The following is a 26,788-nucleotide window of genomic DNA, read 5'->3' as shown; positions in this document are numbered from 1 at the left end:
TTCTTGCGTTCCGCCGCCCACTGTCTGCCCGGCAAGGACAGGAAACCCGAACCGCCTGGTCAGCTCGGCAGCTCGGACGGAAGGTCGCAGCCCGCCTTCTCGTGGGAGAACTGGGCCGCCCCGACGGCGAGATCGGTCAGTCCCCGGCGCACCCGGGAGCCGCTCTCCCCGTCTGCTCCCTTCCCGTCGACGACGACACTGAGGCTGTACGAGCCTCCCGGAACGTTCCCGGGCCCGGCACACGGCACCAGCACGGCCGCCCTGTCCGCCGAGACCACCCCCTTCGAACCGGCAGCGAAGGTCTCCTCCTCTTCCGGGCTGCTGCCGTCAAGGGCCTCGGACGCCCAATCCTCCGGCGTACCTCCCGGGGAGCCGACCGGCACCAACTCCGTCCTGGCGCTGAGCAGAATCTTGCCGTTGCCGGAGACGAAACAGTCGGCGGTGTAATTGGAATCCCCCTGGGCAACGCTTCCGCCGCTCACGGTGTCGTCGAACGAGTACTCGGGCGAGTCGGGGAGGACCCGTTCCAGTGCAGGTGCGGCCTTCTCGGGATCGCCCAGCGACTCACAGACGCTCTCCGCGCCAATGTCGCCGCGCTCCTCGAACGGCGGGACTCCGAGGACGTATGCCGCTGTACCCCCCAAGGCGACGGCCAGCAGTGCTGCCAAGGGGATCGCCAGCTTCGTGGACTTGGCGCTCATGTGTCTGTCAGTCCTCTGTATCCAGTTGCCTGGGGACGCCTTCACCGTCGAAAGCGTCCTTGACATTGCTCTTGGCGTTGTTGAATCCCTGCTCCGCAGCCGTGGCCGCGGCGGAGACGACATGGGGCGACGGGTTGTCCGCGGCCTCCCCGGCCTTCTGCGCCGCCGATTCGATAAGGGTGTACGTGGAGTCCCTGGTGGCGCTCAGATCCTCGCCGTTGCGGTAGATGACCTCGTCAGAGCTGTCCTTCATCAGGCCTTCGGTGAGCGCAGAGAGAATCTCATTGGTGGCTGTGCCCGCCACACCTCCGGCCACGATGCCGCCGGGACCGGTGACGGGGGCCGTCGCGATGCCCACGCCGATTCCGACACCGCTGCCGACCCATGTGCTCGTGGTCTTGAGAGCCTCGTTGAAGTCGTTGTCCTCGGCGCCACCCTCCAGCTCATTGGCGTACGCACGACCGGCGCCGATGGTGCCCTGGATTTCGCCGCCGACCCGCGCGACGTCCTCGATGGTCTTCTTGAGGTTCTCGCCCTCGCTGTAGTTGGGGTCGGCGAGATACGCCTCAGGATTACGGAAGTGGTACTCCATCAGCGATGTCGTGTAGCTGTGCTGCCCGGCACTGATGGAGGCGTAACCGTCGGGGTTCTGGCTTACCGTGTAGAGGACACGGGTGATCTCGTTCTCACCGAGCTTCGCTGCCTCGCCTGCCACCGGAAATAGCTTTTCCTCGCCTTCGGAACCGGGGTGCAGGCCCCGTTGGATGTCCGGCATGTACTCGGCGGAGATCTGGCCGAGGCTGTCCGACATGTAGGCGTGATCGGTGATGCGCTTCGGATTCTCCGAGACCGAGGCAAAGACGCTCTCCACGAGCCTCGCCTGGTCCGCGTTGTGCGCCGGAGTGTCGATCGTCGGCATCTCCCCGGCCGGATGGCCCGTGGTGGCGGCCTCCAGGGCCAGCGCGAGGTTGTTGCGCCCCGTGATGCTCTCCTCGCCCTTGATGTCCCGCTCCGGGGGCCAATCCCGCTCCTCGAAGAGGTACTGGAAGTTGGTGAGGCCGACCTTGCCGTTCTTGCCGTTGCCGTCCGTGTCGCGCTCGAAGTCGTGGTCCTCGTCCTTCGTCACGAACGTGCCGTTGAAGAAGTCCGTGGCCGCGTCGGGGCTGTTGGACAGGGCCTTCATGAAGCCGGTCATGGGGTCCGAGCCCGAGTCGGTTCCGGTGCGGTTGAGGTATGGGTCCATCCCCATGTGGGCCCATCCGGTCGGCATGTGGCGGCCGTTGCCGCTCATCTTCTTCTCGGTGTTGATGAGCTCGGTTCCGTATTCCGTCAGGAACCGGTCCTCGTAGTTCCCCCAGCGCATGAGGTTGCTCATGACCTGGAAGCCCACCGTGTAGCCGCCCTTGCCCACCTGCTGGTCGCCGAGATTGATCATCTCGCGCTTCCACGTCGCCATTTCGGCGGTGTCGGCCTGGGTTGCCGTGGCGAGCGTGAGGCCGAGGTGCTTCTGGAGGTCGTCGAATTGGTCGAGCCGTTCCTGGCCGATCTCCCGGCCCCGGTACGGATCGTTGATCCCGGCCCAGAACTCCAGGGTCCCCTTGGCGCCGAGTGTCGAGGCGAAGTGTTCGGCGAAGATCTCGTCGCCCGAGTGCTTCGTCAGCCCGGCGACGAGCGCGTCGAATTCCGCGACGCTCCGGTCTTCTGGGTTCTTCTTGGCCAGCGCGGCCAACTGCTCGGCGTTCTTGACGGCTGCGGCCGCCGCGTCGCGGTCCTTGTACTGTGCCCCGGAGAATCCGTAGTCGGTGAGGTCGACCAGGGCCTTGAGGGAGGCGGCCGCGGTGGTGTCGATCTCGGTGGCCTTGTCGAGGATGCCCTGGAGTACGTCACGCAGGGCGTCGACGGCCTTTTGGCCGCCCACCGCCTTGTTGTCGGGGTCCTGCACGGTGAAGCCGCCGCCTTGCGGCCGGACCAGGAGGTGGTTCCCCTTGCCCCGAGCGATGGCCTCCAGCAGTTCCGTCTTCTGGGTTTTCAGTTCGTTGCGGGTGTCGCGGAGGATGTTCCGGATCGACTGCGCCTGTGTGTGGGCGTCGTCGAACTCCCCGGCGGTCTTCCCGATGAACTCGCGCGAGACGGTGGCGTTGTAGCCGGCCCAGTTGGCCTTGTTGGCCTTGCCGCGCAGTCCCTTCCGGGCGTCCTCCTCCAGGATCTTGAGATGGTTGACCAGCGTGTCCCACTCGGTGACCGTGGTGTCGAGCTTCGCGAAGTTGGCCGAGTGAAGGGCTTCGAAGTCCATTGGCTGCTCCCCCTAGTCCTTCTTGTCCTTCTCGTCCTTCGGGCCGTACACCTCGTTCGGTTGGCCCGGGGGCGCGTACGACTCGTCGAAGCCCTGGTCGAGGGTGTGGATGCTGCTCACGTGCCGCTGGATCCGGGTGTCGTCCTCGCCGTGCACCTTGTTGGAGAACTCCATGTGGTTCGAGATGAGGGCACAGGCGTCCAGGAGGGAGCCGAGCTGCTTGTCCCAGCGGGTCGAGACGTGCCGGAGTGCGGCGCCGAGGGCGAAGCCCTGCTGGTCGAGGTCGGACCCCGCGGAGCTGGTGTCCTGGGGACGGGCCTTCTTCAGCAGGTCCTGGTAGAGCTTGAACGCCTCGTCGCCGATCTCCGCGAGGTCCTTCTGGTGGACCTGGAGGTCCCCCGGAGCCGTGCCCGTGTTCGGCCGGTCCTCATCCGGCAACCGGTTCAACTGCATTTGCGTCGACTGCCGTTCGGCCGCCGAGGCCTTCAACTGCTCCCACTCGTCCCACGCCATCCGCGGGTGCTCCTTCCCCCGTGTGCCTTACTGACGGACCGCCAGACCAGCGCGGCCGAGAACTGGTTCAACCTAGGGATGGCCTACGACTCCTCGCAAGGACTGTCCACAACGTCGGTCTTCACGCGATAGGTGAGGTTGTCGATGGCGTCATCCATTTCGGACTGACCCGGATCCGGCGTCGCCCTGACCGTCAGGCATATGCCGTCGATCTCGTAGCGCTCCACGTCCTCGCCGTCCCCCTCGGCGTCGGTCGCGGAGACGAGATGCGCGACCGGGTCGTCGCCGGGGCCCTTGAGCCGTGGGTCGATGAAGAAGCCCCAGGACCCCTCGCCCACCGGCATCTTGTGCTGTCCGCCGTCCTTGCCGGTCTCCAGGTTCAGCGCCGCGTTCTCGACGCGTTCGAGGATTTCCACGTGGTCCGGGCCGGTCTTGAAGACCCCCGCCAGGCGCAGCAGTTCCACGCACTGCCACACCAGGACCAGCCCCAGAACTCCCAGCAGCACCCGGCGCCACATGAACGACGCCGCCGACGGCTCGTGGGCCTCGGGGTGCTCGAAGTGCCGGGCCCGGAAGCGCCACCACAGCTTCCGCGGGTCGACGAAGAGGGCGAAGGCGAGGAACGCCACCGCGAAGGCACCGGTGAAGACGGCGGCGCCGATCATCAGTACACCTCCGTCGGCAGCAGACCCGTCTGCACCAGGGGATTGCCGCGCTGGCGCGAGACGAAGAAGCCCCGGCCCGGCGGCATCGGGCGCATCCGGACGCCGCCGAGCACGTCTCCCTCCTGCGGGTCACCGGAGAGCAGCACGCCCTGCGCGCCGAGTTCCGTCATCCGCTGCATGAAGGACTCGTAGGCGGCCCGGCTCGCGCCGGCCGAGCTGCGGGCGATGATGAAGCGCACCCCCACGTCCCGCGCGAAGGGCAGCATTTCCGTGAGCTGTGCCAGGGGGTTGCCGCTGGATGTGGAGACCAGGTCGTAGTCGTCGACGATCACGTACACCGAGGGGCCGCTCCACCAACTGCGGTCGCGGAGCTGCCGGGCGGTGACGTCGGCCGGCGGGGTGCGGCGCTTCATCAGGTCCGCCAGCGCCTCCACGTGGTGGTCCATGTTGTTGGACATCGGCACGTAGTCGGCCAGGTGCGTGGCCGGGGTGACGTCCAGCAGCGCGCGGCGGTTGTCGACGACGAGGAGCTTGCAGGAGTCGCCGTCGTAGCGCTCGGTGAGCTGCTTGACGAGCAGCCGCAGCAGGTTGGACTTGCCGGACTCGCTCTCGCCGAAGACCAGGAAGAACGGGTCGCGTTCGAAGTCGACGAAGACCGGTTCCAGGTTGTTCTCGTCGATGGCGAAGGCGACCCCGCGCTGCGGGTGCGCCGAGCCCGCCGGAAGGTTCTCCGCCGGCAGCTCGCGGGGGAGCAGCCTGACCTCGGGGGCTCCCGGGGCGGTCCAGTGGCGGCCGACCTCCTGGGTCATCGCGGCCGTGGCCTCGGAGAGGTCGCTGTCGGAGTTGATGGAGTCGATCCGCGGCACCGCGGCCATGAAGTGCAGCTTCTCGGGGGTGAGACCGCGGCCCGGGACGCCGGTCGGCACGTTGGCGGCCGCCTTGCGGTCCAGCTCGGAGTCCATCGTGTCACCCAGCCGCAGCTCCAGCCGGTTCATCAGATGGTCCTTGAGGTGGGCGCGGACCTCCATCGAGCGCGAGGCGGTGAGGACGAGGTGGACGCCGTAGCCGAGTCCGCGGGCCGCGATGTCGAGGACGGCGTGCTCCAGGCCCTCGTAGTCGCTGCGGAAGTTGCCCCAGCCGTCGATGACCAGGAACACGTCGCCCCACGGCTGGTCCTCCGGGGAGATGTCGCCGCGGGCCCGCAGCCGGCGGTAGGTGGCGATGGAGTCGATGCCCGCGCCGCGGAAGTACTCCTCGCGCCGCGTCAGGATGCCGTACACCTCGGCCACCGTCCGCCGCACCCGCTCGGGGTCCAGACGCGAGGCGACTCCGCCCACATGGGGCAGGCCGGCGATCGAGGACAGGCCGCCGCCGCCGAAGTCGAGTCCGTAGAACTGCACCTCCTGCGGCGTGTGGGTCAGCGCGAAGCCGGCGATGAGCGTGCGCAGCAGCGTCGACTTGCCCGACTGCGGGCCGCCGATGATCTGCATGTGGCCGGCGGCGCCGGAGAAGTCCCGGTAGAGCGTGTCCCGGCGCTGCTCGTACGGCTTGTCGACCACACCGACGGGGACGACGAGCCGGCCGCCCTCGTACCCGGGCCGGGTCAGCCCGCGGCCCGGCACGCCCGCGAGCCCGGGCAGGAGCTCGTCCAGCGGCGGCGGGTTGTCCAGCGGCGGCAGCCACACCTGGTGGGCCTCCGCGCCGCGCCCCTCCAGCCGGCGGACGATGACGTCGAGCACGGTGTCGGCCAGCGCGTCGTCCTCCGGGCGCCGCTGGTCGGGCACCCGGGGACGGGCGGCGGGTTCGGCGTACCGGACGGGCACCGGGGCGGCGGTGAACGCGACCGGCCTGCGGTCCACGGGGAGGGGTCCTCCGGGCGCGGCGGCCCGGTGCGAGGGGGCACGGTGCACACCGGAGACATAGGCCGCCTTGAACCGCACCATCTCGTCCGTCCCGAACTTGAGGTAGCCGGAACCGGGGACGTTCGGCAGCTGGTAGGCGTCCGGGACGCCGAGCGCGGCGCGCGATTCGGCCGCGGAGAAGGTGCGCAGGCCGATCCGGTACGAGAGGTAGGTCTCCAGACCGCGCAGCCGGCCCTCCTCCAGCCGCTGCGAGGCGAGCAGCAGATGGACGCCGAGGGAGCGGCCGATCCGGCCGATCTGCACGAACATCTCGATGAAGTCCGGCATGGCGCTGAGGAGTTCGCTGAACTCGTCGATGACGAGCACCAGCGAGGGGATGGGCTGCAGCGCGGCCCCGGCGGCGCGCGCCTTCTCGTAGTCGTGGATGTTGGCGTAGTTGCCGGCGTCGCGCAGCATCTCCTGCCGCCGGTTGAGCTCGCCGCGGATGGAGTCGCCCATCCGGTCGACGAGCGTCAGGTCGTCCGCGAGGTTGGTGATCACCGCGGCGACGTGCGGCATGCGGGACATCCCGGCGAAGGTGGCGCCGCCCTTGAAGTCCGCGAGGACGAAGTTGAGGGTCTCCGAGGAGTGCGTGACGGCCAGGCCCAGGACCAGGGTGCGCAGCAGCTCCGACTTGCCGGAGCCGGTGGCGCCGACGCACAGGCCGTGCGGGCCCATGCCCTCCTGCGCCGCCTCCTTGAGGTCCAGCATCACGGGTGTGCCGTCCTCGCCGACGCCGATCGGCACCCGGAGCCGCTCGGACTGCGACCGCGGCCGCCAGGTCCGGGCGACGTCGACGGAGGCGGCGTCACCCAGGTTCAGCAGATCGGTGAACTCCAGGTTGGCGAGCAGGGGTTCCGCGTCGTCCCCGCCCGTGGCGACGCGGAGCGGGGCGAGCTGGCGGGCGAGGGCCTCCGCCGCCTCCGGGCTCATCGCGTCGGGCTCCCCGTCGTACACCTGGCCGTGCCCGGACTCCAGCCGGAGGGAGTCCGGGTGCACCACGACGGACAGGCCGCCGCGCGGGCCGCCGGTCTCCCCGGGCGCGACCTCGATCAGCGTCACGCCCTGCAGGCCCTCGGCCGCGGCGAAGGGCGACACCGGCGGCACCGACCGGCCGTCGAGGACGACGACGATGTGGGGGCGGTCCAGCAGGGGGTGCGCGGCGCCCTGGAAGCGGGGCCTGCCCTCCAGCCGCGGGGCCAGCAGGTCGTGCAGTTCGTGCGCGTCGGTGGTGATGAGCCGCCGGCTCCCCGCGCCGTCCCCGGGCCCGGGGGCCTGGACGTGCGGGAGCCACTTCGTCCACTCCCAGTGCCGCGCCTCCTCGGGGCCGGCGGCGACGGCGATCACGAGGTCCTCGGGCGAGTGGAGCGAGGCGAGGGAGGCCACCATCGCGCGCGTCGCGGACCGTGCGGACTCCGGCTCGCCGCTGACGGTCAGCTGGTAGAAGGCGCGCAGGGAGACGGCGATCGGGAGACCGTCGAGCGTGGAGTGCGTCGCCAGGAACCGCCGCATCGCGTCCGCGGTGAGCGGCTCCAGGTCGTCCACGGGTGCCGTCTCCGGGCGGACGAGAGGGGTGGCGAGCTGCTGGCTGCCCAGGCCGACGCGCACCTGCCCGAAGTCCTCGTCGCCGATCCGGCGTTCCCACACCCGGCTGCCCTCGGCGACCAGCGCCCACAACTGCTCCGGCGAGGGGTGCAGGTAGAACTGCCCGGCACGCTGGAGCCGCGCGGTCCGGAGCACCGCGCGCCGGGTCTGCGTCAGGTACTTGAGGTAGTCGCGCCGCAGGTCCGCCAGCTGCCCCTGGGTGCCGCGCCGGTAGCGGACCAGCATCGCGATCGCCATGGCGACCGTCGACGCGATCATCACCATGCCCATGATCCGCATGATCGGATTGGGCGTCATGAAGAAGAACACCACCGATCCGCCCATGCCCAGCATGGGCAGCAACTGCATGAGGGCGCCCTCCTGCTGGCCTCTCGGCAGCTCGGGGGGCGGCTGCAGCCGCAGTTCCTCGTCGGACACCTCGGGGGGCAGGGCCCGTGGCGGGCGCTTGACGACGATCTGGCTCACTGCTCACCAATTCCCTTGCCGGACAGACACATCGCGTTCGGCACCCCCGCGGTGACGGGACCCTCCGCGCGGAGCGATCCTACTGGCGCACAGAGTGACGGACGGGCGGTAGGGTGGCGCGGCGTCCCGCTACCCGGCCACGAACTGCCCGCGACGGCCCGGCCGTTCGGGACGCGCCCGCCACGGCCCGCGCTCCGCGGCCGCGGCCCGCAGCCACCAGCAAGGACGAGGGGAAGCAGCAGGTGAGTATGACGGCCCCAGCCGCGGCCACCGGAGCCGGGCAACCGCCCTCCGCGACTCCGCCCGGCGGCGGAACCGGCTTCTGCCGGGTCACGGTCGTCGCGCCGGACGGCCGCGTCGACGTCGCGCTGCCGGACGACATCCCCGTCGCCGACCTCTGCCCCGAGGTCCTCCGCCTCTCCGGACAGGGCCCCGAGGCGGGGGCCCCGGTGGGATACCACCTGGTGCGCCGCAACGGGACCGTGCTGGACGGCGCGCGGTCCCTCGCCGCGCAGCGCATTCTCGACGGCGAACTGCTCGCCCTGCGCCCCTTCGCCGAATCCCTGCCCCCGGCGGTCTTCGACGACGTGTCGGACGCCGTCGCCTCCGCCGTCGCCCGGGACCGCACGCTGTGGACGGACGACCTGATGCGGGGCGCCGGCCTCTTCGGCGGTTCGGTGCTGCTGGTGCTGCTCGCCTTCGTGCTGTGGGCGGCCGCCCCGCGCCACGACACCCACGGCCTCCCCGGCATTCTCGCGGCCGTCGCCGGCGTCCTGCTCCTCGCCTTCGCGGGCGTCCGCGCACGGGTGTACGACGACCGGGGCTCGGCGGTGGCGCTGGGCCTCGGCGCCCTGGCGAACGCCGCGGTGGCCGGTGCGGGCCTGCTGCCCCCGGCCGCGGGCCAGGGCGTCGGCAAGCTGCAGTTCCTTCTCGCCTGTGCCGCCGTTCTCGTCCTCGCGGTGATCCTGACGGCGGCCGCCCCCAGCGGCGACAGCCCGTTCGTCGCCTTCCTCCTCGCCTCCGCCACCGGACTGCTGGTGACCTTCACCGCGATCGCGGCCGGCATGACGGCGAGCGAGACCGCGGCCGTCTGCGCCCCGCTCGCCGTGGGCGCGCTCGCCTTCCTGCCCGGGCTCTCCACGCGCTTCGCCCGGCTCCCCATCGGCTTCGAGCCGCCGCGCACCACCAGGGGCGACTACGGCGCGGACCCGGACCCCCAGGGTCCGGTGGACGCCGAGCGCGTCGCCGCCCGGGCGCGGCGCGGCCACGAGCTGCTGGTCGGCCTGGTCGGCGGCTGCGCGCTGGTGGCCGTCGGCTCGGCCGCCGTGCTCGGCTTCTCGGGCCAGGTCTGGGGCCAGCTGCTCGCGCTGGCGACGGGCGTCGCCCTGCTGATGCGCGCCCACCTCTTCCGCTACACCTCGCAGGTCGGCTGCGCCCTCGCCGCCGGCCTCGGCGCGCTGGTGCTGCTCGGGCTCGGGCTCGCGCTCAATCCGCCCGCGGCGCTGGTCCGGGATGCCCTGCGGGGCGACGGCGCGGCGCTGGACCTTCGCACGGTCTGGCTCGCCGCCGCGATCGCCGCGGTCGCCGCGGTGGTCGTCGCCCTGGGGCTGATCGTGCCCCGGAAGGGCGTGACCCCGTTCTGGGGCCGGTTCCTGGAGATCGCCGAGGCCTTCGTCCTGCTGACCCTGATCCCGCTCTGTCTCGCGGTCTTCGACGTCTACCACTCCCTCCGGGCGCTGACCTCCTGAGCGGTGCTGGTACGCTGTGTGACGGCCGTTTGTGTACGCACCCCCGGAGCCCCGCGGGCTCTGGGCGCAGCGCTCATCGGACCCCCGCCTCCGAGTCACGGAAGCCCCCCTGAGACCAAGACCAGGGGCACTCGTGGGCGCATCGAACACCACAGAGGAGTACCGCGTGTCGCTCGACGCCGCTACGAAGAAGCAGATCATGGCCGAGTTCGCGACCAAGGAGGGTGACACCGGTTCCCCCGAGGTCCAGGTCGCGATGCTCACCCGCCGCATCTCGGACCTCACCGAGCACCTCAAGACCCACAAGCACGACCACCACTCCCGCCGTGGTCTGCTGCTCCTGGTCGGCCAGCGCCGCCGGCTGCTGCAGTACCTGGCGAAGAAGGACATCCAGCGCTTCCGCGCGCTCGTGGAGCGCCTGGGCATCCGCCGCGGCGCGGCGGGCGCGAAGTAAGACGCCGTGAAGGGAGCGGCTCCCACGCCGGGGGCCGCTCCCTTCGCCGTATGCGCCGTCCGTGCGCCTGTGCGCCGCGCAGCGCCGGACACCGGCCGGACCGCTCCGTCGTGTGACGGAAGCGGAAGCTTTGTAGTCTGGTCGGAACAAGAGAACAACGTATGAGGGGGAGCGCCACCCCACCGCAGCACCGCGCCACAGGCGCCGGTCCTCGGTAGTGGCCGTCGGAGGCAGCCGTCTCCGGAGGCTTCGATCGAAGACCGGCCCGGCCCGCGGGGCGAGCGGCAGGGACGCTCCGCCGCCATCGTCCCCCGCCACACGGGCAGGGGGACGCAGACGAGGAGATTTTCCTGGTGGAGAACGAGACCCACTACGCCGAGGCCGTCATCGACAACGGTTCCTTCGGCACCCGCACCATCCGTTTCGAGACGGGCCGCCTGGCCCGTCAGGCCGCCGGCTCCGCCGTGGCCTACCTGGACGACGACACCATGGTGCTGTCGGCCACCACCGCCTCCAAGAACCCCAAGGAACAGCTCGACTTCTTCCCGCTGACGGTCGACGTCGAGGAGCGGATGTACGCCGCCGGGCGCATCCCCGGCTCGTTCTTCCGCCGGGAGGGCCGCCCCTCCGAGGACGCCATCCTCACCTGCCGCCTGATCGACCGGCCGCTGCGCCCCTCCTTCAAGAAGGGCCTGCGCAACGAGATCCAGATCGTCGAGACGATCATGGCGCTCAACCCCGACCACCTCTACGACGTGGTCGCGATCAACGCCGCCTCCTGCTCCACCCAGCTCGCGGGCCTGCCCTTCTCCGGCCCGATCGGCGGCACCCGCGTCGCCCTGATCAACGGCCAGTGGGTGGCCTTCCCCACCCACACCGAGCTCGAGGACGCCGTCTTCGACATGGTCGTCGCGGGCCGTGTCCTGGAGGACGGCGACGTCGCGATCATGATGGTCGAGGCCGAGGCCACCACCAAGACCGTCGAGCTGGTCAAGGGCGGCGCCGAGGCGCCCACCGAGGAGGTCGTCGCCGCCGGTCTGGAGGCCGCGAAGCCCTTCATCAAGGCGCTCTGCAAGGCGCAGGCCGACCTCGCCGCGAAGGCCGCCAAGCCGGTCGGCGAGTTCCCGCTCTACCTGGAGTTCCAGGACGACGTCCTGGAGGCGCTGACCCACGCGGTCCGCGACGAGCTCGCCCAGGCGCTCACCATCCCCGGCAAGCAGGCCCGCGAGGCCGAGCTGGACCGGGTCAAGGCGCTGGCCGCCGAGAAGCTGCTGCCGCAGTTCGAGGGGCGCGAGAAGGAGATCTCGGGCGCCTACCGCGCGCTGACCAAGTCCCTGGTGCGCGAGCGCGTCATCAAGGACAAGGTCCGCATCGACGGCCGCGGTGTCACGGACATCCGCACCCTCGCCGCCGAGGTCGAGGCGATCCCGCGGGTGCACGGCTCGGCGCTGTTCGAGCGCGGTGAGACCCAGATCCTGGGCGTCACCACCCTCAACATGCTCCGCATGGAGCAGATGCTGGACACGCTCGCGCCCGAGACGCGCAAGCGCTACATGCACAACTACAACTTCCCGCCGTTCTCCGTCGGCGAGACGGGCCGCGTCGGTTCGCCGAAGCGCCGCGAGATCGGCCACGGCGCGCTCGCGGAGCGGGCGATCCTCCCGGTCCTCCCGACCCGCGAGGAGTTCCCGTACGCCATCCGGCAGGTCTCCGAGGCGCTGGGCTCCAACGGCTCGACGTCCATGGGCTCGGTCTGCGCCTCCACCATGTCGCTGATGAACGCCGGTGTGCCGCTCAAGGCGCCCGTCGCGGGCATCGCGATGGGCCTGATCTCCCAGGAGATCGACGGCGAGACGCACTACGTCACCCTCACCGACATCCTCGGTGCGGAGGACGCCTACGGCGACATGGACTTCAAGGTCGCCGGCACCCGGCAGTTCATCACCGCCCTCCAGCTCGACACCAAGCTGGACGGCATCCCGGCCTCCGTGCTGGCCGCGGCCCTCAAGCAGGCCCGCGACGCCCGTCTGCACATCCTGGACGTGATGAACGAGGCCATCGACGTCCCGGACGAGATGTCCCCGAACGCCCCGCGGATCATCACCGTCAAGATCCCGGTGGACAAGATCGGTGAGGTCATCGGCCCCAAGGGCAAGATGATCAACCAGATCCAGGAGGACACCGGCGCCGACATCACCATCGAGGACGACGGCACCATCTACATCGGTGCGGCCGTCGGCTCCGCCGCCGAGGCCGCCCGCGCGGTCATCAACGGCATCGCCAACCCGACGATGCCGGAGGTCGGCGAGCGCTACCTGGGCACGGTCGTCAAGACCACCACCTTCGGTGCCTTCGTCTCGCTGATGCCGGGCAAGGACGGCCTGCTGCACATCTCGCAGATCCGCAAGCTCGCCGGCGGCAAGCGCGTGGAGAACGTCGAGGACGTGCTCAAGGTCGGCGCGAAGGTCCAGGTCGAGATCGCCGAGATCGACCAGCGCGGCAAGCTCTCGCTGATCCCCGTCATGGACGAGGAGGGCGGCGACGCCGCCCAGCCCGAGGCCCAGCCGCAGACGAAGGACGAAGCCGCCAAGTGACCTCCCTGCCCCCTGCGGGCGGATCACACCGCCCGACGGCCCGCACCTCCTCGGAGGGGCGGGCCGTCGGCCGTACCGAAACGCTCCTCCCGGGCGACAACGGCACCGGCACGGTCCGCCGCACCATCCTCCCCGGCGGCCTGCGGGTCGTCACCGAAACCCTCCCGACGGTCCGCTCGGTCACCTTCGGCATCTGGGCGCGCGTCGGCTCCCGCGACGAGACCCCGGCCCTGGGCGGCGCCACGCACTACCTGGAGCACCTGCTCTTCAAGGGCACCGGGCGGCGCAGCGCGCTGGACATCTCCGCCGCGCTGGACGCCGTGGGCGGCGAGATGAACGCCTTCACGACCAAGGAGTACACGTGCTACTACGCACGGGTGCTCGACCGTGACGTCCCACTGGCCGTCGACGTCCTCTGCGACATGCTCACGGGTTCGGTCATCGACACGGCCGAGGTCGAGGCCGAGCGCGGGGTGATCCTCGAAGAGATCGCCATGACGGAGGACGACCCCGACGACTGCGTCCACGACCTCTTCACCCGCACCATGCTCGGCGACAGCCCGCTCGGCCGCCCGGTCCTGGGCACCGTCGAGACGGTCGAGGGGCTCACCCGCGACCGCGTCGCCCGCTTCTACAAGAAGCACTACGACCCGACGCACCTGGTCGTCACCGCCGCGGGCAACGTCGACCACGACCGCATCACCGGACTGGTCCACGCCGCCTTCGAACAGGCCGGCGCGCTGTCCCGTACGGACGCGGAGCCGGTCGGCCCGCGCTCCGGCAGCCGCGCCGTCCGCGCGGCCGGACGGGTCGATCTGCTCAGCCGGAGTACCGAGCAGGCGCACGTGGTGCTGGGCATGCCCGGTCTGCCCCGCACCGACGAACGCCGCTGGGCGCTCGGCGTCCTCAACACCGCGCTCGGCGGCGGTATGAGCTCCCGGCTCTTCCAGGAGATCCGGGAGAAGCGCGGGCTGGCCTACTCCGTCTACTCCTTCACCACGGGCTTCGCCGACTGCGGGCTCTTCGGCGTCTACGCCGGCTGCCGTCCCGGCCAGGTCCACGACGTCCTCAAGCTCTGCCGCGACGAGCTGGAACAGGCCGCCCTGCACGGGCTGACCGACGAGGAGATCCGGCGGGCCACGGGACAGCTGGCCGGCTCCACGGTCCTCGGCCTGGAGGACACCGGCGCGCTGATGCACCGCATCGGCAAGGGCGAGCTCGTCTGGGGCGACCAGTTGTCGGTCGACGACATGCTCGCCCGGATCGCGGCCGTCACCCCGGACGAGGTCCGCGAGGTGGCGCGTGATCTGCTGGGACAGCGGCCCTCGCTGTCGGTCATCGGGCCGCTCAAGGACCGGCAGGCCGACCGTCTCCACGAGGTGGTGGCCTGACGGCCCGCCCGGCCGCGGCGGCACACTGGAGGCCGGCGCGTCAGCTCACCGGCCGCCGCCGGCCCACGGCGGACCGGCCGGCCGGTCCACGGAAGAAGTGAGGAACAACCCGCCATGAGCAGCAAGCTCCGAGTGGCAGTCCTGGGCGCCCAGGGGCGCATCGGGTCCGAGGCCGTCCGCGCGGTGGAGTCCGCCGAGGACATGGAGCTCGTCGCCGCGCTCGACCGCGACGACGAGCCGGCCGCGCTGACCGCGGCGAAGGCCGAGGTCACGGTCGATCTCACGCACCCCGACGCGGTCATGGGCAATCTGGACTTCCTGATCCGCAACGGCATCCACGCCGTGGTCGGCACCACCGGCTGGACCGACGAACGTCTGGAGACCGTGCGCGGACTGCTCGCCGGGTCCCCCGGAACCGGTGTGCTCATCGCGCCCAACTTCTCCATCGGCGCCGTGCTCACGATGGAGTTCGCGCGGAAGGCGGCCCGCTGGTTCGAGTCCTCCGAGGTCGTCGAACTGCACCACCCGAACAAGGCGGACGCCCCCTCCGGTACGGCCACCCGCACCGCCCAGCTCATCGCCGGAGCCCGGCGCGAGGCCGGCCGCGGCCCTCAGCCCGACGCCACCACCACGGCGCTCGACGGGGCGCGCGGCGCCGATGTGGACGGCGTACCGGTGCACTCGGTGCGGCTGCGCGGGCTGCTCGCGCACCAGGAGGTGCTGTTCGGCGACACCGGCGAGACGCTCACCATCCGGCACGACTCCCTGCACCACAGCTGCTTCATGCCGGGCATCCTGCTCGGCGTACGGCGCGTGGGCTCCACGCCCGGCCTCACCTTCGGCCTGGAACACTTCATGGACCTGGACTGACGGCCGTGCGCGACAAGATCACCTACAGCGTTCTCGCGGCGGTCCTCTGCGTCTACTTCGTGCTGGCCGGCGGCCGGGGCCTGGCACTGATCGGGCAGGGCACGGTGGTGACCGTCACCTTCGGCGTCTCCGTGCTGGTGATACCGCTGATCGGCGTGTGGTTCCTGTGGCAGACGACGCGTTTCGCCCGCGACGCGGACCGGCTCGCCGCCGAGCTGGAGGCGGAGGGCGGCCTGCCCGTCGACGAACTGGTCCGGACCCCGAGCGGCCGGATCGACCGCGACTCGGCTGACGCCGTCTTCGCCCGCCGCAAGGCCGAGGCGGAGGCGGCGCCGGGGGACTGGCGGGTCTGGTTCCGGCTCGCCGTCGCCTACCGCGACGCGCGGGACACGCCCCGCGCCCGCAAGGCCATGCAGCGGGCCATCGCCCTGCACGACGGCCGTCCGGTCCGCGCCTGAACCCGCGCCGTGCTCGCGGCCCGTGGGCCCGCCGCCGCGCGGTGGCGGGCCCCGCGTATCCGGGCACCGGCCCTTCGGGGAGCGTACCGGCGCGCGGTGGAGCCGGGGTGCCGGTGGGGGCGGCGCCGCTCTCAGCGGCCGTAGTGCGCGGCCCAGCCCTCCACCGCGTCCGCCGCCCGGTCGAAGGCCCCGGGGCGGCCCAGGAAGTCCGCGTTGTGGTCGGTGAGCAGCGGCCGCAGCGGCTCCCCGCCGTCGGGCGACGCGACCAGCGCCTGGCCCTGCACGGTGCGCGGCAGCCCGAGCCACTTCACCGGCTGCTGGACGGTCCGGACCCGGGACAGCCGCTGCCAGGGGACGGTGCGGGTGGTGAGCAGGGAGACCTGCCGCAGTCCCTGCGCGCTGACCCACGCGCCCATGCGCAGCACCCGCAGCGCCAGCGCGATCACGACGGCGGCCGAGACCACGGCCGTGATCGTCGCGGACAGCGCGCCCGCCAGGGCGACGATCACCGCCGCGACGAGCATGTACGAGGCGAGCAGCAGCAGAAGCGCGGCCGCCCCGACCCGCCAGGGGCCTGGGCGGTACGGGCGGCGCCAGCGGTTCTCGTCGTGGTGCGGCAGGGCGATGTCGTCCGCGGCCTCGTCGAATGCGCGGTCGGCCGTCAGGAAGGTCAGGGGCACGACTGGTCCTCACTCGTATGCACGCTCGAACAGGCTGTGCCCGGTGAGATTATCGACCCGCACCCGGTCCCGACCACCTCAGGGCGCCGCCCCCGGGCGGCGGCCGTTCCCGGCGGCCCCGCGGACGCCCCCGCACCGGCCCGTAAGCTGGGCGCCGCCCAGAGACACCAGGGAAGGACCCGACCGTGACCGACGCCTCAGCCGAGAGCGCCAAGCCGAGCTTCCGCAGCGATGTGACCGTCGAGCTCGTGAAGCACAGCGCGTCCGACACCGACGTGCTGTGGGCCGCCCGCGTCTCGACCGCCGGCGAGCAGTCCCTCGACGAGCTCCGGAAGGACCCGGAGCGCTCCAAGGGGCTGATCAACTACCTGATGCGCGACCGTCACGGCAGCCCCTTCGAGCACAACTCGATGACCTTCTTCATCAGCGCGCCGATCTTCGTCTTCCGCGAGTTCCACCGGCACCGGGCGGGTTGGTCGTACAACGAGGAGTCCGGCCGCTACCGCGAGCTCCAGCCGGTGTTCTACGTCCCGGGCGGAGACCGCAGGCTGGTCCAGGAGGGCCGGCCCGGCCAGTACCGGTTCGTGGAGGGCTCGGCGGAACAGCGCGCCCTGACCGGCCGGGTCATGGAGGAGAGCTACCGCCAGGCCTACGAGGCCTACCAGGAGATGCTGGCCGCGGGCGTCGCCCGCGAGGTCGCCCGGGCGGTGCTCCCCGTCGGCCTCTTCTCCTCCATGTACGCCACGTGCAACGCGCGCTCGCTGATGCACTTCCTGGGGCTGCGCACCCGGCACGAGCAGGCGGCGGTCCCGTCCTTCCCGCAGCGCGAGATCGAGATGGTGGGGGAGCGGATGGAGGCGGAGTGGGCTCGGCTCATGCCACTCACCCACGCCGCCTTCAACGCCAACGGGCGTGTTGCGCCCTAGGTCCGGGATGTCCGGATACGCCGTGCGAGGCGCCCGTATTGCGGCGTTTTACGAGGTTCCTCTAGGGTGAGAAACCGGACCCGGCACTGCCTGAACCCCCGAGCAGGCAGTGCCGGGTTCCACTTCCCGGCTCCCCGAGGGAGCGCCTCGCGGTGCGCTACGAGTAGCGTGGGACCCATGGCTCCGACCTCCACTCCTCAGACCCCGTTCGGGCGGGTCCTGACCGCCATGGTCACTCCGTTCACCGCGGACGGCATCCTCGACCTCGACGGCGCCCAGCGCCTCGCCGCCCACCTGGTGGACGCCGGCAACGACGGCATCGTCGTCAACGGCACCACCGGTGAGTCCCCGACCACCGGCGACGGCGAGAAAGCCGATATCGTCCGCGCCGTGGTCGAGGCCGTCGGCGACCGGGCCCATGTCGTCGCCGGAGCCAGCACCAACGACACCCGGCACAGCGTCGAGCTGGCCCGCGCCGCCGAGGCGGCCGGGGCGCACGGCCTGCTGGCCGTCACCCCGTACTACAGCAAGCCGCCGCAGGAGGGCCTCTTCCGGCACTTCTCGGCCATCGCCGACGCGACCGGCCTGCCCGTCATGCTCTACGACATCCCCGGCCGCAGCGGCGTCCCGATCAACACCGAGACGATCGTCCGGCTCGCCGAGCACCCGCGCATCGTCGCCAACAAGGACGCCAAGGGCGACCTCGGCCGCGCCAGCTGGGCCCTCGCCCGCAGCGGCCTCGCCTGGTACTCCGGCGACGACATGCTCAACCTGCCGCTGCTCTCGGTCGGCGCCGTGGGCTTCGTCTCCGTCGTCGGCCACATCGTCACCCCCGAGCTGCGCGCCCTGCTCGAAGCGCACCTCTCCGGCGACGTCCAGAAGGCGACCGAGATCCACCAGAAGCTGCTGCCCGTCTTCACCGGCATGTTCCGCACCCAGGGCGTCATCACGACCAAGGCCGTTCTCGGCCGGCTGGGACTCCCCGGCGGTCCGCTCCGGCTGCCGCTCGTGGAGCTCTCCGAGGAGGAGACCGAGCAGCTCAGGCGCGATCTGGCGGCCGGCGGGGTACAGCTCTGAACAACGGCACGACCGCACCACCGCACAACTCCACAACGACATCTAACGCACGTGCACGCATGTCACGCGCGCCACGCCCTCTCCGCCATGCCCCGCCGCCCGTTGCACGCGGCGGGGCATGGCGGGGGAGACGGTCGCGCGTGGTGAGGAGAGTCTTTTGAGTCATCCGCATCCCGAGCTCGGCCCGCCGCCGGAACTCCCCCAGGGCGGCCTCCGCGTCACCCCGCTCGGCGGTCTCGGCGAGATCGGCCGCAACATGACCGTCTTCGAGTACGGCGGACGCCTGCTGATCGTCGACTGCGGGGTGCTCTTCCCCGAGGAGGAGCAGCCCGGAGTTGACCTGATCCTGCCGGACTTCACGTCCATCCGGGACCGTCTCGACGACATCGACGGCATCGTGCTCACGCACGGCCACGAGGACCACATCGGCGGTGTCCCCTATCTGCTCCGCGAGAAGCAGGACATCCCCGTGATCGGCTCCAAGCTGACCCTCGCACTGATCGAGGCGAAGCTCCAGGAGCACCGCATCCGCCCCTACACCCTTGAGGTGAGCGAGGGCCACCGCGAGCGCATCGGCCCCTTCGACTGCGAATTCGTCGCGGTGAACCACTCGATCCCCGACGCCCTCGCCGTCGCCATCCGCACCCCGGCCGGGATGGTCGTCCACACCGGCGACTTCAAGATGGACCAGCTCCCGCTGGACCGCCGCCTCACCGATCTGCCCGCGTTCGCACGGCTCGGCGAGGAGGGTATCGACCTGCTGCTCGCGGACTCGACGAACTCGGAGGTCCCCGGCTTCGTACCGCCGGAGCGCGACATCTCCGGGGTGCTCCGGCAGGTCTTCGCCGGCGCGCGGAAGCGGATCATCGTGGCGAGCTTCGCCAGCCACGTCCACCGCATCCAGCAGATCCTCGACGCCGCCCACGAGTACGGCCGCAGGGTGGCCTTCGTCGGCCGCTCCATGGTCCGCAACATGGGCATCGCCCGGGATCTCGGCTATCTGCGGGTGCCGCCCGGCCTGGTCGTGGACGTCAAGACGCTCGACGACCTCCCGGAGCACGAGGTCGTCCTCGTCTGCACCGGGTCCCAGGGCGAGCCGATGGCGGCCCTCTCCCGGATGGCCAACCGGGACCACCAGATCCGCATCGTCCAGGGCGACACGGTGATCCTGGCCTCCTCGCTCATCCCGGGCAACGAGAACGCGGTCTACCGGGTGATCAACGGCCTGACCCGCTGGGGCGCGAACGTCGTCCACAAGGGCAACGCCAAGGTCCATGTCTCCGGCCACGCCTCGGCGGGAGAGCTGCTGTACTTCTACAACATCTGCAAACCCCGCAACCTGATGCCGGTGCACGGCGAGTGGCGCCATCTGCGGGCCAACGCGGAACTGGGCGCGCTCACAGGCGTGCCGCAGAACCGCATCGTCATCGCCGAGGACGGCGTCGTGGTGGATCTGGTCGACGGCATCGCCAAGATCGCCGGCAAGGTCCAGGCCGGATACGTCTACGTCGACGGCCTCTCGGTCGGCGATGTGAAGGAGCCGGCCCTCAAGGACCGCCGCATCCTGGGCGAGGAAGGCATCATCTCGGTCTTCGTGGTCGTCGACAGCACCACCGGCAAGATCGTCGGCGGGCCGCATCTGCAGGCCCGCGGCTCGGGCATCGAGGACTCGGCGCTCTCCGCGGTCGTCCCGAAGATCGAGGAGGCGCTGGCGCGCTCGGCCTCGGACGGCATCTCCGAGGCACACCAGCTCCAGCAGCTGATCCGCCGCGCGGTGGGCAAGTGGGTTTCCGACAACTACCGCCGGCGCCCGATGATCCTGCCCGTCGTCGTGGACGTCTGACGGCCCGTCGACGCCCGGACGGCCGCGCACGGAGCCGATTTGCCTCCGGACGCGGCCGTCCAGTACTTTGGCATCTCCCCCGAACGAGGACACCGGGACGCTCCGCGTCCGGATGGAACTCGAACCGGGTGGAAATCCGGCCCGGAGAAGTCTGATAACGTCGGGTCAGCCGAAAGGTAAGGCCATTCCAACGGCCACTGGATACGGAATTCGGATCGGGAAATCGGTTCGGAAAGTGTCTGGTAGGGTTGGGAAAACCGAAGGGAAGCGCCCGGAGGGCCCGGTAAGGCGGGGCCGAAGGAAGCGTCCGTTCCTTGAGAACTCAACAGCGTGCCAAAAGTCAACGCCAGATATGTTGATACCCCGTCCGGGCGGCAGATTCAGGTTTGCTGCCGGGATGAGGTTCCTTTGAAACAAGTCCTCCCGTGCCATCGAGTGTGGTGGCGGTCGGGAGGCGATTTTACAGCGAGGACGCTGTGCGCGGTCCGGATTATTCCTCCGGGCTGCGCCGCTCTTGCGTGAAGCATTCACGGAGAGTTTGATCCTGGCTCAGGACGAACGCTGGCGGCGTGCTTAACACATGCAAGTCGAACGATGAACCTCTTCGGAGGGGATTAGTGGCGAACGGGTGAGTAACACGTGGGCAATCTGCCCTGCACTCTGGGACAAGCCCTGGAAACGGGGTCTAATACCGGATACGACCATCTCGGGCATCCGATGGTGGTGGAAAGCTCCGGCGGTGCAGGATGAGCCCGCGGCCTATCAGCTTGTTGGTGGGGTGATGGCCTACCAAGGCGACGACGGGTAGCCGGCCTGAGAGGGCGACCGGCCACACTGGGACTGAGACACGGCCCAGACTCCTACGGGAGGCAGCAGTGGGGAATATTGCACAATGGGCGGAAGCCTGATGCAGCGACGCCGCGTGAGGGATGACGGCCTTCGGGTTGTAAACCTCTTTCAGCAGGGAAGAAGCGCAAGTGACGGTACCTGCAGAAGAAGCACCGGCTAACTACGTGCCAGCAGCCGCGGTAATACGTAGGGTGCGAGCGTTGTCCGGAATTATTGGGCGTAAAGAGCTCGTAGGCGGCTTGTCGCGTCGGATGTGAAAGCCCGGGGCTTAACCCCGGGTCTGCATTCGATACGGGCAGGCTAGAGTTCGGTAGGGGAGATCGGAATTCCTGGTGTAGCGGTGAAATGCGCAGATATCAGGAGGAACACCGGTGGCGAAGGCGGATCTCTGGGCCGATACTGACGCTGAGGAGCGAAAGCGTGGGGAGCGAACAGGATTAGATACCCTGGTAGTCCACGCCGTAAACGTTGGGAACTAGGTGTGGGCGACATTCCACGTCGTCCGTGCCGCAGCTAACGCATTAAGTTCCCCGCCTGGGGAGTACGGCCGCAAGGCTAAAACTCAAAGGAATTGACGGGGGCCCGCACAAGCGGCGGAGCATGTGGCTTAATTCGACGCAACGCGAAGAACCTTACCAAGGCTTGACATACACCGGAAAGCCGTAGAGATACGGCCCCCTTGTGGTCGGTGTACAGGTGGTGCATGGCTGTCGTCAGCTCGTGTCGTGAGATGTTGGGTTAAGTCCCGCAACGAGCGCAACCCTTGTTCTGTGTTGCCAGCATGCCTTTCGGGGTGATGGGGACTCACAGGAGACTGCCGGGGTCAACTCGGAGGAAGGTGGGGACGACGTCAAGTCATCATGCCCCTTATGTCTTGGGCTGCACACGTGCTACAATGGCCGGTACAATGAGCTGCGATACCGCGAGGTGGAGCGAATCTCAAAAAGCCGGTCTCAGTTCGGATTGGGGTCTGCAACTCGACCCCATGAAGTCGGAGTCGCTAGTAATCGCAGATCAGCATTGCTGCGGTGAATACGTTCCCGGGCCTTGTACACACCGCCCGTCACGTCACGAAAGTCGGTAACACCCGAAGCCGGTGGCCCAACCCGTAAGGGAGGGAATCGTCGAAGGTGGGACTGGCGATTGGGACGAAGTCGTAACAAGGTAGCCGTACCGGAAGGTGCGGCTGGATCACCTCCTTTCTAAGGAGCACTTCTCACCCGGTTCTGCGGTCAGAGGCCAGAACACCGGCGAATGTCCGGTGCTGGTTGCTCATGGGTGGAACGTTGACTATTCGGCACGGCGGTTCGGACCAGTACTGCTCTGCTTCGGCGGTGTGGAACGTGATCGGGTCGGCCGGGCGCGCTGTTGGGTGTCTGAGGGCACGGGCTGTTTGCTTGTGTCTTCGGTTGCCGGTCCCGGTGAACGCACGGTTGGTGTGGGTGGCGGGTGGCTGGTCGTTGTTTGAGAACTGCACAGTGGACGCGAGCATCTGTGGCCAAGTTTTTAAGGGCGCACGGTGGATGCCTTGGTACCAGGAACCGATGAAGGACGTGGGAGGCCGCGATAGGCCCCGGGGAGCTGTCAACCGAGCTTTGATCCGGGGGTGTCCGAATGGGGAAACCCGGCAGTCGTCATGGGCTGTCACCCATACCTGAACACATAGGGTATGTGGAGGGAACGCGGGGAAGTGAAACATCTCAGTACCCGCAGGAAGAGAAAACAACCGTGATTCCGGGAGTAGTGGCGAGCGAAACCGGATGAGGCCAAACCGTAGGCGTGTGATACCCGGCAGGGGTTGCGCTTACGGGGTTGTGGGATCGTACTTCGATGGTCTGCCGGCCATCGGGCGAGTCAGAAATTGTTGGTGTAGGCGAAGGGCATGCGAAAGGCCCGGCGTAGAGGGTAAGACCCCCGTAGCCGAAATGTCAGCAACTTGCTTGTGCGACACCCAAGTAGCACGGGGCCCGAGAAATCCCGTGTGAATCTGGCGGGACCACCCGCTAAGCCTAAATATTCCCTGGTGACCGATAGCGGATAGTACCGTGAGGGAATGGTGAAAAGTACCGCGGGAGCGGAGTGAAATAGTACCTGAAACCGTGTGCCTACAAGCCGTGGGAGCGTCGCGTGTTTTCGGAGCGTCGTGACTGCGTGCCTTTTGAAGAATGAGCCTGCGAGTTTGCGGTGTGTTGCGAGGTTAACCCGTGTGGGGAAGCCGTAGCGAAAGCGAGTCCGAATAGGGCGTTTAGTAGCGCGCTCAAGACCCGAAGCGGAGTGATCTAGCCATGGGCAGGTTGAAGCGCGGGTAAGACCGTGTGGAGGACCGAACCCACCAGGGTTGAAAACCTGGGGGATGACCTGTGGTTAGGGGTGAAAGGCCAATCAAACTCCGTGATAGCTGGTTCTCCCCGAAATGCATTTAGGTGCAGCGTCGTGTGTTTCTTGCCGGAGGTAGAGCACTGGATAGGCGATGGGCCCTACCGGGTTACTGACCTTAGCCAAACTCCGAATGCCGGTAAGTGAGAGCGCGGCAGTGAGACTGTGGGGGATAAGCTCCATGGTCGAGAGGGAAACAGCCCAGAGCATCGACTAAGGCCCCTAAGCGTACGCTAAGTGGGAAAGGATGTGGAGTCGCAGAGACAACCAGGAGGTTGGCTTAGAAGCAGCCATCCTTGAAAGAGTGCGTAATAGCTCACTGGTCAAGTGATTCCGCGCCGACAATGTAGCGGGGCTCAAGCGTACCGCCGAAGTCGTGTCATTCCAGCATGAGGTCCAACGACCGTTGGGATGGGTAGGGGAGCGTCGTGTGCCGGGTGAAGCCGCGCCGGAAGGCAGTGGTGGACGGTTCACGAGTGAGAATGCAGGCATGAGTAGCGATACACACGTGGGAAACGTGTGCGCCGATTGACTAAGGGTTCCTGGGTCAAGCTGATCTGCCCAGGGTAAGTCGGGACCTAAGGCGAGGCCGACAGGCGTAGTCGATGGACAACCGGTTGATATTCCGGTACCCGCTTTGAAGCGCCAGCGCTGAACCTTCTGATGCTAAGTCCGTGAAGCCGCCGGCTGAGTCTTCGGACGAGGTCGGAGTGGTGGAGCCGACGACCCGAGGGGGTAGTAGGTGAGTGATGGGGTGACGCAGGAAGGTAGTCCAGCCCGGGCGGTGGTTGTCCCGGGGTAAGGGTGTAGCCCGGAGGGTAGGTAAATCCGTCCTCCGCGTAAGGGTGAGACCTGATGCCGAGCCGATTGTGGTGAAGTGGATGATCCTATGCTGTCGAGAAAAGCCTCTAGCGAGTTTCATGGCGGCCCGTACCCTAAACCGACTCAGGTGGTCAGGTAGAGAATACCGAGGCGTTCGGGTGAACTATGGTTAAGGAACTCGGCAAAATGCCCCCGTAACTTCGGGAGAAGGGGGGCCATTGCTGGTGATCACCCTTGCGGTGTGAGCTGGTGGTGGCCGCAGAGACCAGCGAGAAGCGACTGTTTACTAAAAACACAGGTCCGTGCGAAGCCGTAAGGCGATGTATACGGACTGACGCCTGCCCGGTGCTGGAACGTTAAGGGGACCGGTTAGTGCGCTTTCGGGTGTGCGAAGCTGAGAACTTAAGCGCCAGTAAACGGCGGTGGTAACTATAACCATCCTAAGGTAGCGAAATTCCTTGTCGGGTAAGTTCCGACCTGCACGAATGGCGTAACGACTTCTCGACTGTCTCAACCATAGGCCCGGTGAAATTGCACTACGAGTAAAGATGCTCGTTTCGCGCAGCAGGACGGAAAGACCCCGGGACCTTTACTACAGCTTGATATTGGTGTTCGGTTCGGCTTGTGTAGGATAGGTGGGAGACTGTGAAGCCCGGACGCTAGTTCGGGTGGAGTCGTCGTTGAAATACCACTCTGGTCGTGCTGGATGTCTAACCTGGGTCCGTGATCCGGATCAGGGACAGTGTCTGGTGGGTAGTTTAACTGGGGCGGTTGCCTCCTAAAGGGTAACGGAGGCGCCCAAAGGTTCCCTCAGCCTGGTTGGTAATCAGGTGTTGAGTGTAAGTGCACAAGGGAGCTTGACTGTGAGACCGACGGGTCGAGCAGGGACGAAAGTCGGGACTAGTGATCCGGCGGTGGCTTGTGGAAGCGCCGTCGCTCAACGGATAAAAGGTACCCCGGGGATAACAGGCTGATCTTCCCCAAGAGTCCATATCGACGGGATGGTTTGGCACCTCGATGTCGGCTCGTCGCATCCTGGGGCTGGAGTCGGTCCCAAGGGTTGGGCTGTTCGCCCATTAAAGCGGTACGCGAGCTGGGTTTAGAACGTCGTGAGACAGTTCGGTCCCTATCCGCTGTGCGCGTAGGAGTCTTGAGAAGGGCTGTCCCTAGTACGAGAGGACCGGGACGGACGAACCTCTGGTGTGCCAGTTGTCCTGCCAAGGGCATGGCTGGTTGGCTACGTTCGGGAGGGATAACCGCTGAAAGCATCTAAGCGGGAAGCCTGCTTCGAGATGAGGACTCCCACCTCCTTTGAGGGGTTAAGGCTCCCAGTAGACGACTGGGTTGATAGGCCAGATATGGAAGCGCCGTGAGGTGTGGAGTTGACTGGTACTAATAGGCCGAGGGCTTGTCCTCAGGTGCTCGCGTCCACTGTGTTGGTTCTGAAACAACGAACTGTGTTGCCGTCCGGTTCGTATGGTTTCATAGTGTTTCGGTGGTTATAGCGTGAGGGAAACGCCCGGTTACATTCCGAACCCGGAAGCTAAGCCTTTCAGCGCCGATGGTACTGCAGGGGGGACCCTGTGGGAGAGTAGGACGCCGCCGAACAATTCTTGATAACGAGAAAGCCCTGTGGGGGACTCCGGTTCCCCACAGGGCTTTCTCGCGTTGTTCTGCGGGCCACTCGGAGTTCATGTTGGCCCCGGATCATCTGGAGTTATGGGACGTGCAGCGGAGAGACTTGAGCGGGCTCTGACGGATTCGGGTGTGGGCGCCGGCGACGAGGTCGTCATGCCGTCGTTCGCGGCCCAGGAGGTGGCGCACGCCGTCCGGGCCACCGGCGCCACACCAGTGTTCGCCGATATCGACGCCGACTCCTTCTGCCTGTCGGCGGACGCCGCGGCCGGTGTGGTGACCCCGCGCACCGCCGCGATCGTGCCGGTCCATCAGTTCGGACACCGCGCGGATCTGGCCGGCCTCGGCGAAGCGGCACGCCGCCATGGGCTGTTGCTCCTCGACCACGAGGAGGACGAGAGCCCCGCGGCGGAGATCCTGCACCGCCAGGCGCATGCCGCCTATCTCAACGCCCGGCTCAGAGGGGTCCGTACCCCGCGCGTCGCCGCGGGCGCCGGACACACCTACCAGCAGTACGTGGTGCGCGTGCCGGGAAACGGCCGGCCTGACCGGGACGCGTTCGCGATGGTGCTGCGGAGCAAGGGCATAGCCTGCCGGGTGCCGGTGCAGACGCCCGTCCACCGGACGCCCGGCTTCCGGCGGGACCTCCGGCTGCCGGAGACGGAGCGCGCCGCGGACGAGTGCCTGGCGCTGCCCTCCGGGTCATCGCTCTCCCGCCGGGAGCTGCAGCGGGTGGTGTCCGCGTGCAACGCCCTCGGAGGGCTGCTGCGTCCCGTCCCCCGGCTGGGGAGTGGTCGGGAGCGCTCCAGGGCTCGGGTATGATCTATCCCGTTGCCGCGCCCCAATAGCTCAGTCGGCAGAGCGTCTCCATGGTAAGGAGAAGGTCTACGGTTCGATTCCGTATTGGGGCTCAGAACGGAAA

Annotated in this window: 16 protein-coding genes, 1 tRNA gene and 3 rRNA genes; 14 read left to right on the top strand and 6 right to left on the bottom strand. The window is 68.4% G+C overall.

Going from position 1 to position 26,788, the window contains the following annotated elements; genetic code table 11:
* Positions 1-59: 59 nt before the first annotated feature.
* The 5 genes from SXIN_RS07790 to SXIN_RS07770 form a co-directional block, all read right to left on the bottom strand.
* The gene (locus SXIN_RS07790; protein WP_019709769.1) at positions 60-701 is read right to left on the bottom strand and encodes a hypothetical protein; all 642 of its coding nucleotides are present in this window, start codon (positions 699-701) and stop codon (positions 60-62) included.
* Positions 702-708: 7 nt separating this feature from the next.
* Complete coding sequence (locus SXIN_RS07785; RefSeq protein WP_019709768.1) at positions 709-2,994, bottom strand: DUF6571 family protein; 2,286 nt, start codon at positions 2,992-2,994, stop codon at positions 709-711.
* 12 nt (positions 2,995-3,006) lie between these two features.
* On the bottom strand, positions 3,007-3,507 hold the full coding sequence (locus SXIN_RS07780) for a hypothetical protein (protein WP_019709767.1): 501 nt from the start codon (positions 3,505-3,507) through the stop codon (positions 3,007-3,009).
* A gap of 83 nt (positions 3,508-3,590) precedes the next feature.
* A complete protein-coding gene (locus SXIN_RS07775; RefSeq protein WP_019709766.1) occupies positions 3,591-4,172 on the bottom strand; it encodes a hypothetical protein in 582 nt (193 codons plus the stop codon).
* Entirely contained in the window at positions 4,172-8,143 is a 3,972-nt protein-coding gene (locus SXIN_RS07770) for a type VII secretion protein EccC (protein ID WP_019709765.1), read from the bottom strand. Before SXIN_RS07770 ends, SXIN_RS07775 begins: the two co-directional genes overlap by 1 nt.
* A gap of 248 nt (positions 8,144-8,391) precedes the next feature.
* On the opposite strand from SXIN_RS07770, the gene eccD reads away from it, so the two are divergent.
* The 6 genes from eccD to SXIN_RS07740 all read left to right on the top strand — a co-directional run bounded on the left by eccD (position 8,392) and on the right by SXIN_RS07740 (position 15,658).
* Complete coding sequence (gene eccD, locus SXIN_RS07765; RefSeq protein WP_019709764.1) at positions 8,392-9,891, top strand: type VII secretion integral membrane protein EccD; 1,500 nt, start codon at positions 8,392-8,394, stop codon at positions 9,889-9,891.
* Positions 9,892-10,057: 166 nt separating this feature from the next.
* Positions 10,058-10,345, top strand: a complete 288-nt coding sequence (rpsO, locus tag SXIN_RS07760; RefSeq protein ID WP_019709763.1) for a 30S ribosomal protein S15 — start codon at positions 10,058-10,060, stop codon at positions 10,343-10,345.
* A 353-nt stretch (positions 10,346-10,698) separates the two neighbouring features.
* On the top strand, positions 10,699-12,939 hold the full coding sequence (locus SXIN_RS07755) for a polyribonucleotide nucleotidyltransferase (RefSeq protein WP_019709762.1): 2,241 nt from the start codon (positions 10,699-10,701) through the stop codon (positions 12,937-12,939).
* 5 nt (positions 12,940-12,944) lie between these two features.
* Positions 12,945-14,330, top strand: coding sequence for a M16 family metallopeptidase (locus SXIN_RS07750; protein ID WP_039822045.1), 1,386 nt, complete (start codon positions 12,945-12,947; stop codon positions 14,328-14,330).
* Between the two features lie 114 nt (positions 14,331-14,444).
* On the top strand, positions 14,445-15,200 hold the full coding sequence (dapB, locus tag SXIN_RS07745; protein WP_019709760.1) for a 4-hydroxy-tetrahydrodipicolinate reductase: 756 nt from the start codon (positions 14,445-14,447) through the stop codon (positions 15,198-15,200).
* A 5-nt stretch (positions 15,201-15,205) separates the two neighbouring features.
* Entirely contained in the window at positions 15,206-15,658 is a 453-nt protein-coding gene (locus SXIN_RS07740; protein ID WP_019709759.1) for a tetratricopeptide repeat protein, read from the top strand.
* 131 nt (positions 15,659-15,789) lie between these two features.
* Here the strand turns inward: SXIN_RS07740 and SXIN_RS07735 are convergent, their stop codons facing one another.
* Complete coding sequence (locus tag SXIN_RS07735) at positions 15,790-16,338, bottom strand: hypothetical protein (RefSeq protein WP_019709758.1); 549 nt, start codon at positions 16,336-16,338, stop codon at positions 15,790-15,792.
* Between the two features lie 185 nt (positions 16,339-16,523).
* Here SXIN_RS07735 and thyX point away from each other — a divergent pair, with 185 nt between their 5' ends.
* The 8 genes from thyX (at position 16,524) to SXIN_RS07690 (ending at position 26,777) form a co-directional block, all read left to right on the top strand.
* Positions 16,524-17,264, top strand: a complete 741-nt coding sequence (gene thyX, locus SXIN_RS07730; protein ID WP_019709757.1) for an FAD-dependent thymidylate synthase — start codon at positions 16,524-16,526, stop codon at positions 17,262-17,264.
* Between the two features lie 177 nt (positions 17,265-17,441).
* Positions 17,442-18,341: a 4-hydroxy-tetrahydrodipicolinate synthase gene (dapA, locus tag SXIN_RS07725; protein ID WP_019709756.1), complete on the top strand. Its 900-nt coding sequence runs from the start codon at positions 17,442-17,444 to the stop codon at positions 18,339-18,341.
* A gap of 157 nt (positions 18,342-18,498) precedes the next feature.
* Positions 18,499-20,184 carry a ribonuclease J gene (locus SXIN_RS07720; RefSeq protein WP_019709755.1) on the top strand — a complete coding sequence of 562 codons (1,686 nt, stop codon included), beginning with the start codon at positions 18,499-18,501 and terminating at the stop codon, positions 20,182-20,184.
* Between the two features lie 526 nt (positions 20,185-20,710).
* A 16S ribosomal RNA gene (locus SXIN_RS07710) occupies positions 20,711-22,235 on the top strand.
* A 294-nt stretch (positions 22,236-22,529) separates the two neighbouring features.
* Positions 22,530-25,647: ribosomal RNA gene (locus SXIN_RS07705) — 23S ribosomal RNA — on the top strand.
* Between the two features lie 75 nt (positions 25,648-25,722).
* Positions 25,723-25,839, top strand: a 5S ribosomal RNA gene (gene rrf / locus SXIN_RS07700).
* Together the 16S, 23S and 5S rRNA genes form the textbook arrangement of a ribosomal RNA operon.
* Positions 25,840-25,950: 111 nt before the next feature.
* Positions 25,951-26,688 (top strand): DegT/DnrJ/EryC1/StrS family aminotransferase, encoded by a 738-nt coding sequence (locus SXIN_RS07695; RefSeq protein WP_050930904.1) that lies wholly within the window; start codon positions 25,951-25,953, stop codon positions 26,686-26,688.
* 16 nt (positions 26,689-26,704) lie between these two features.
* Positions 26,705-26,777: transfer RNA gene (locus tag SXIN_RS07690), tRNA-Thr, on the top strand.
* Positions 26,778-26,788 lie beyond the last annotated feature (11 nt).

It is taken from the genome of Streptomyces xinghaiensis S187 (genome assembly GCF_000220705.2).
GTDB lineage: Bacteria > Actinomycetota > Actinomycetes > Streptomycetales > Streptomycetaceae > Streptomyces > Streptomyces xinghaiensis.
Note: the sequence above shows the minus strand (reverse complement) of the source record. Positions and strands in the feature narration are given on the sequence as shown.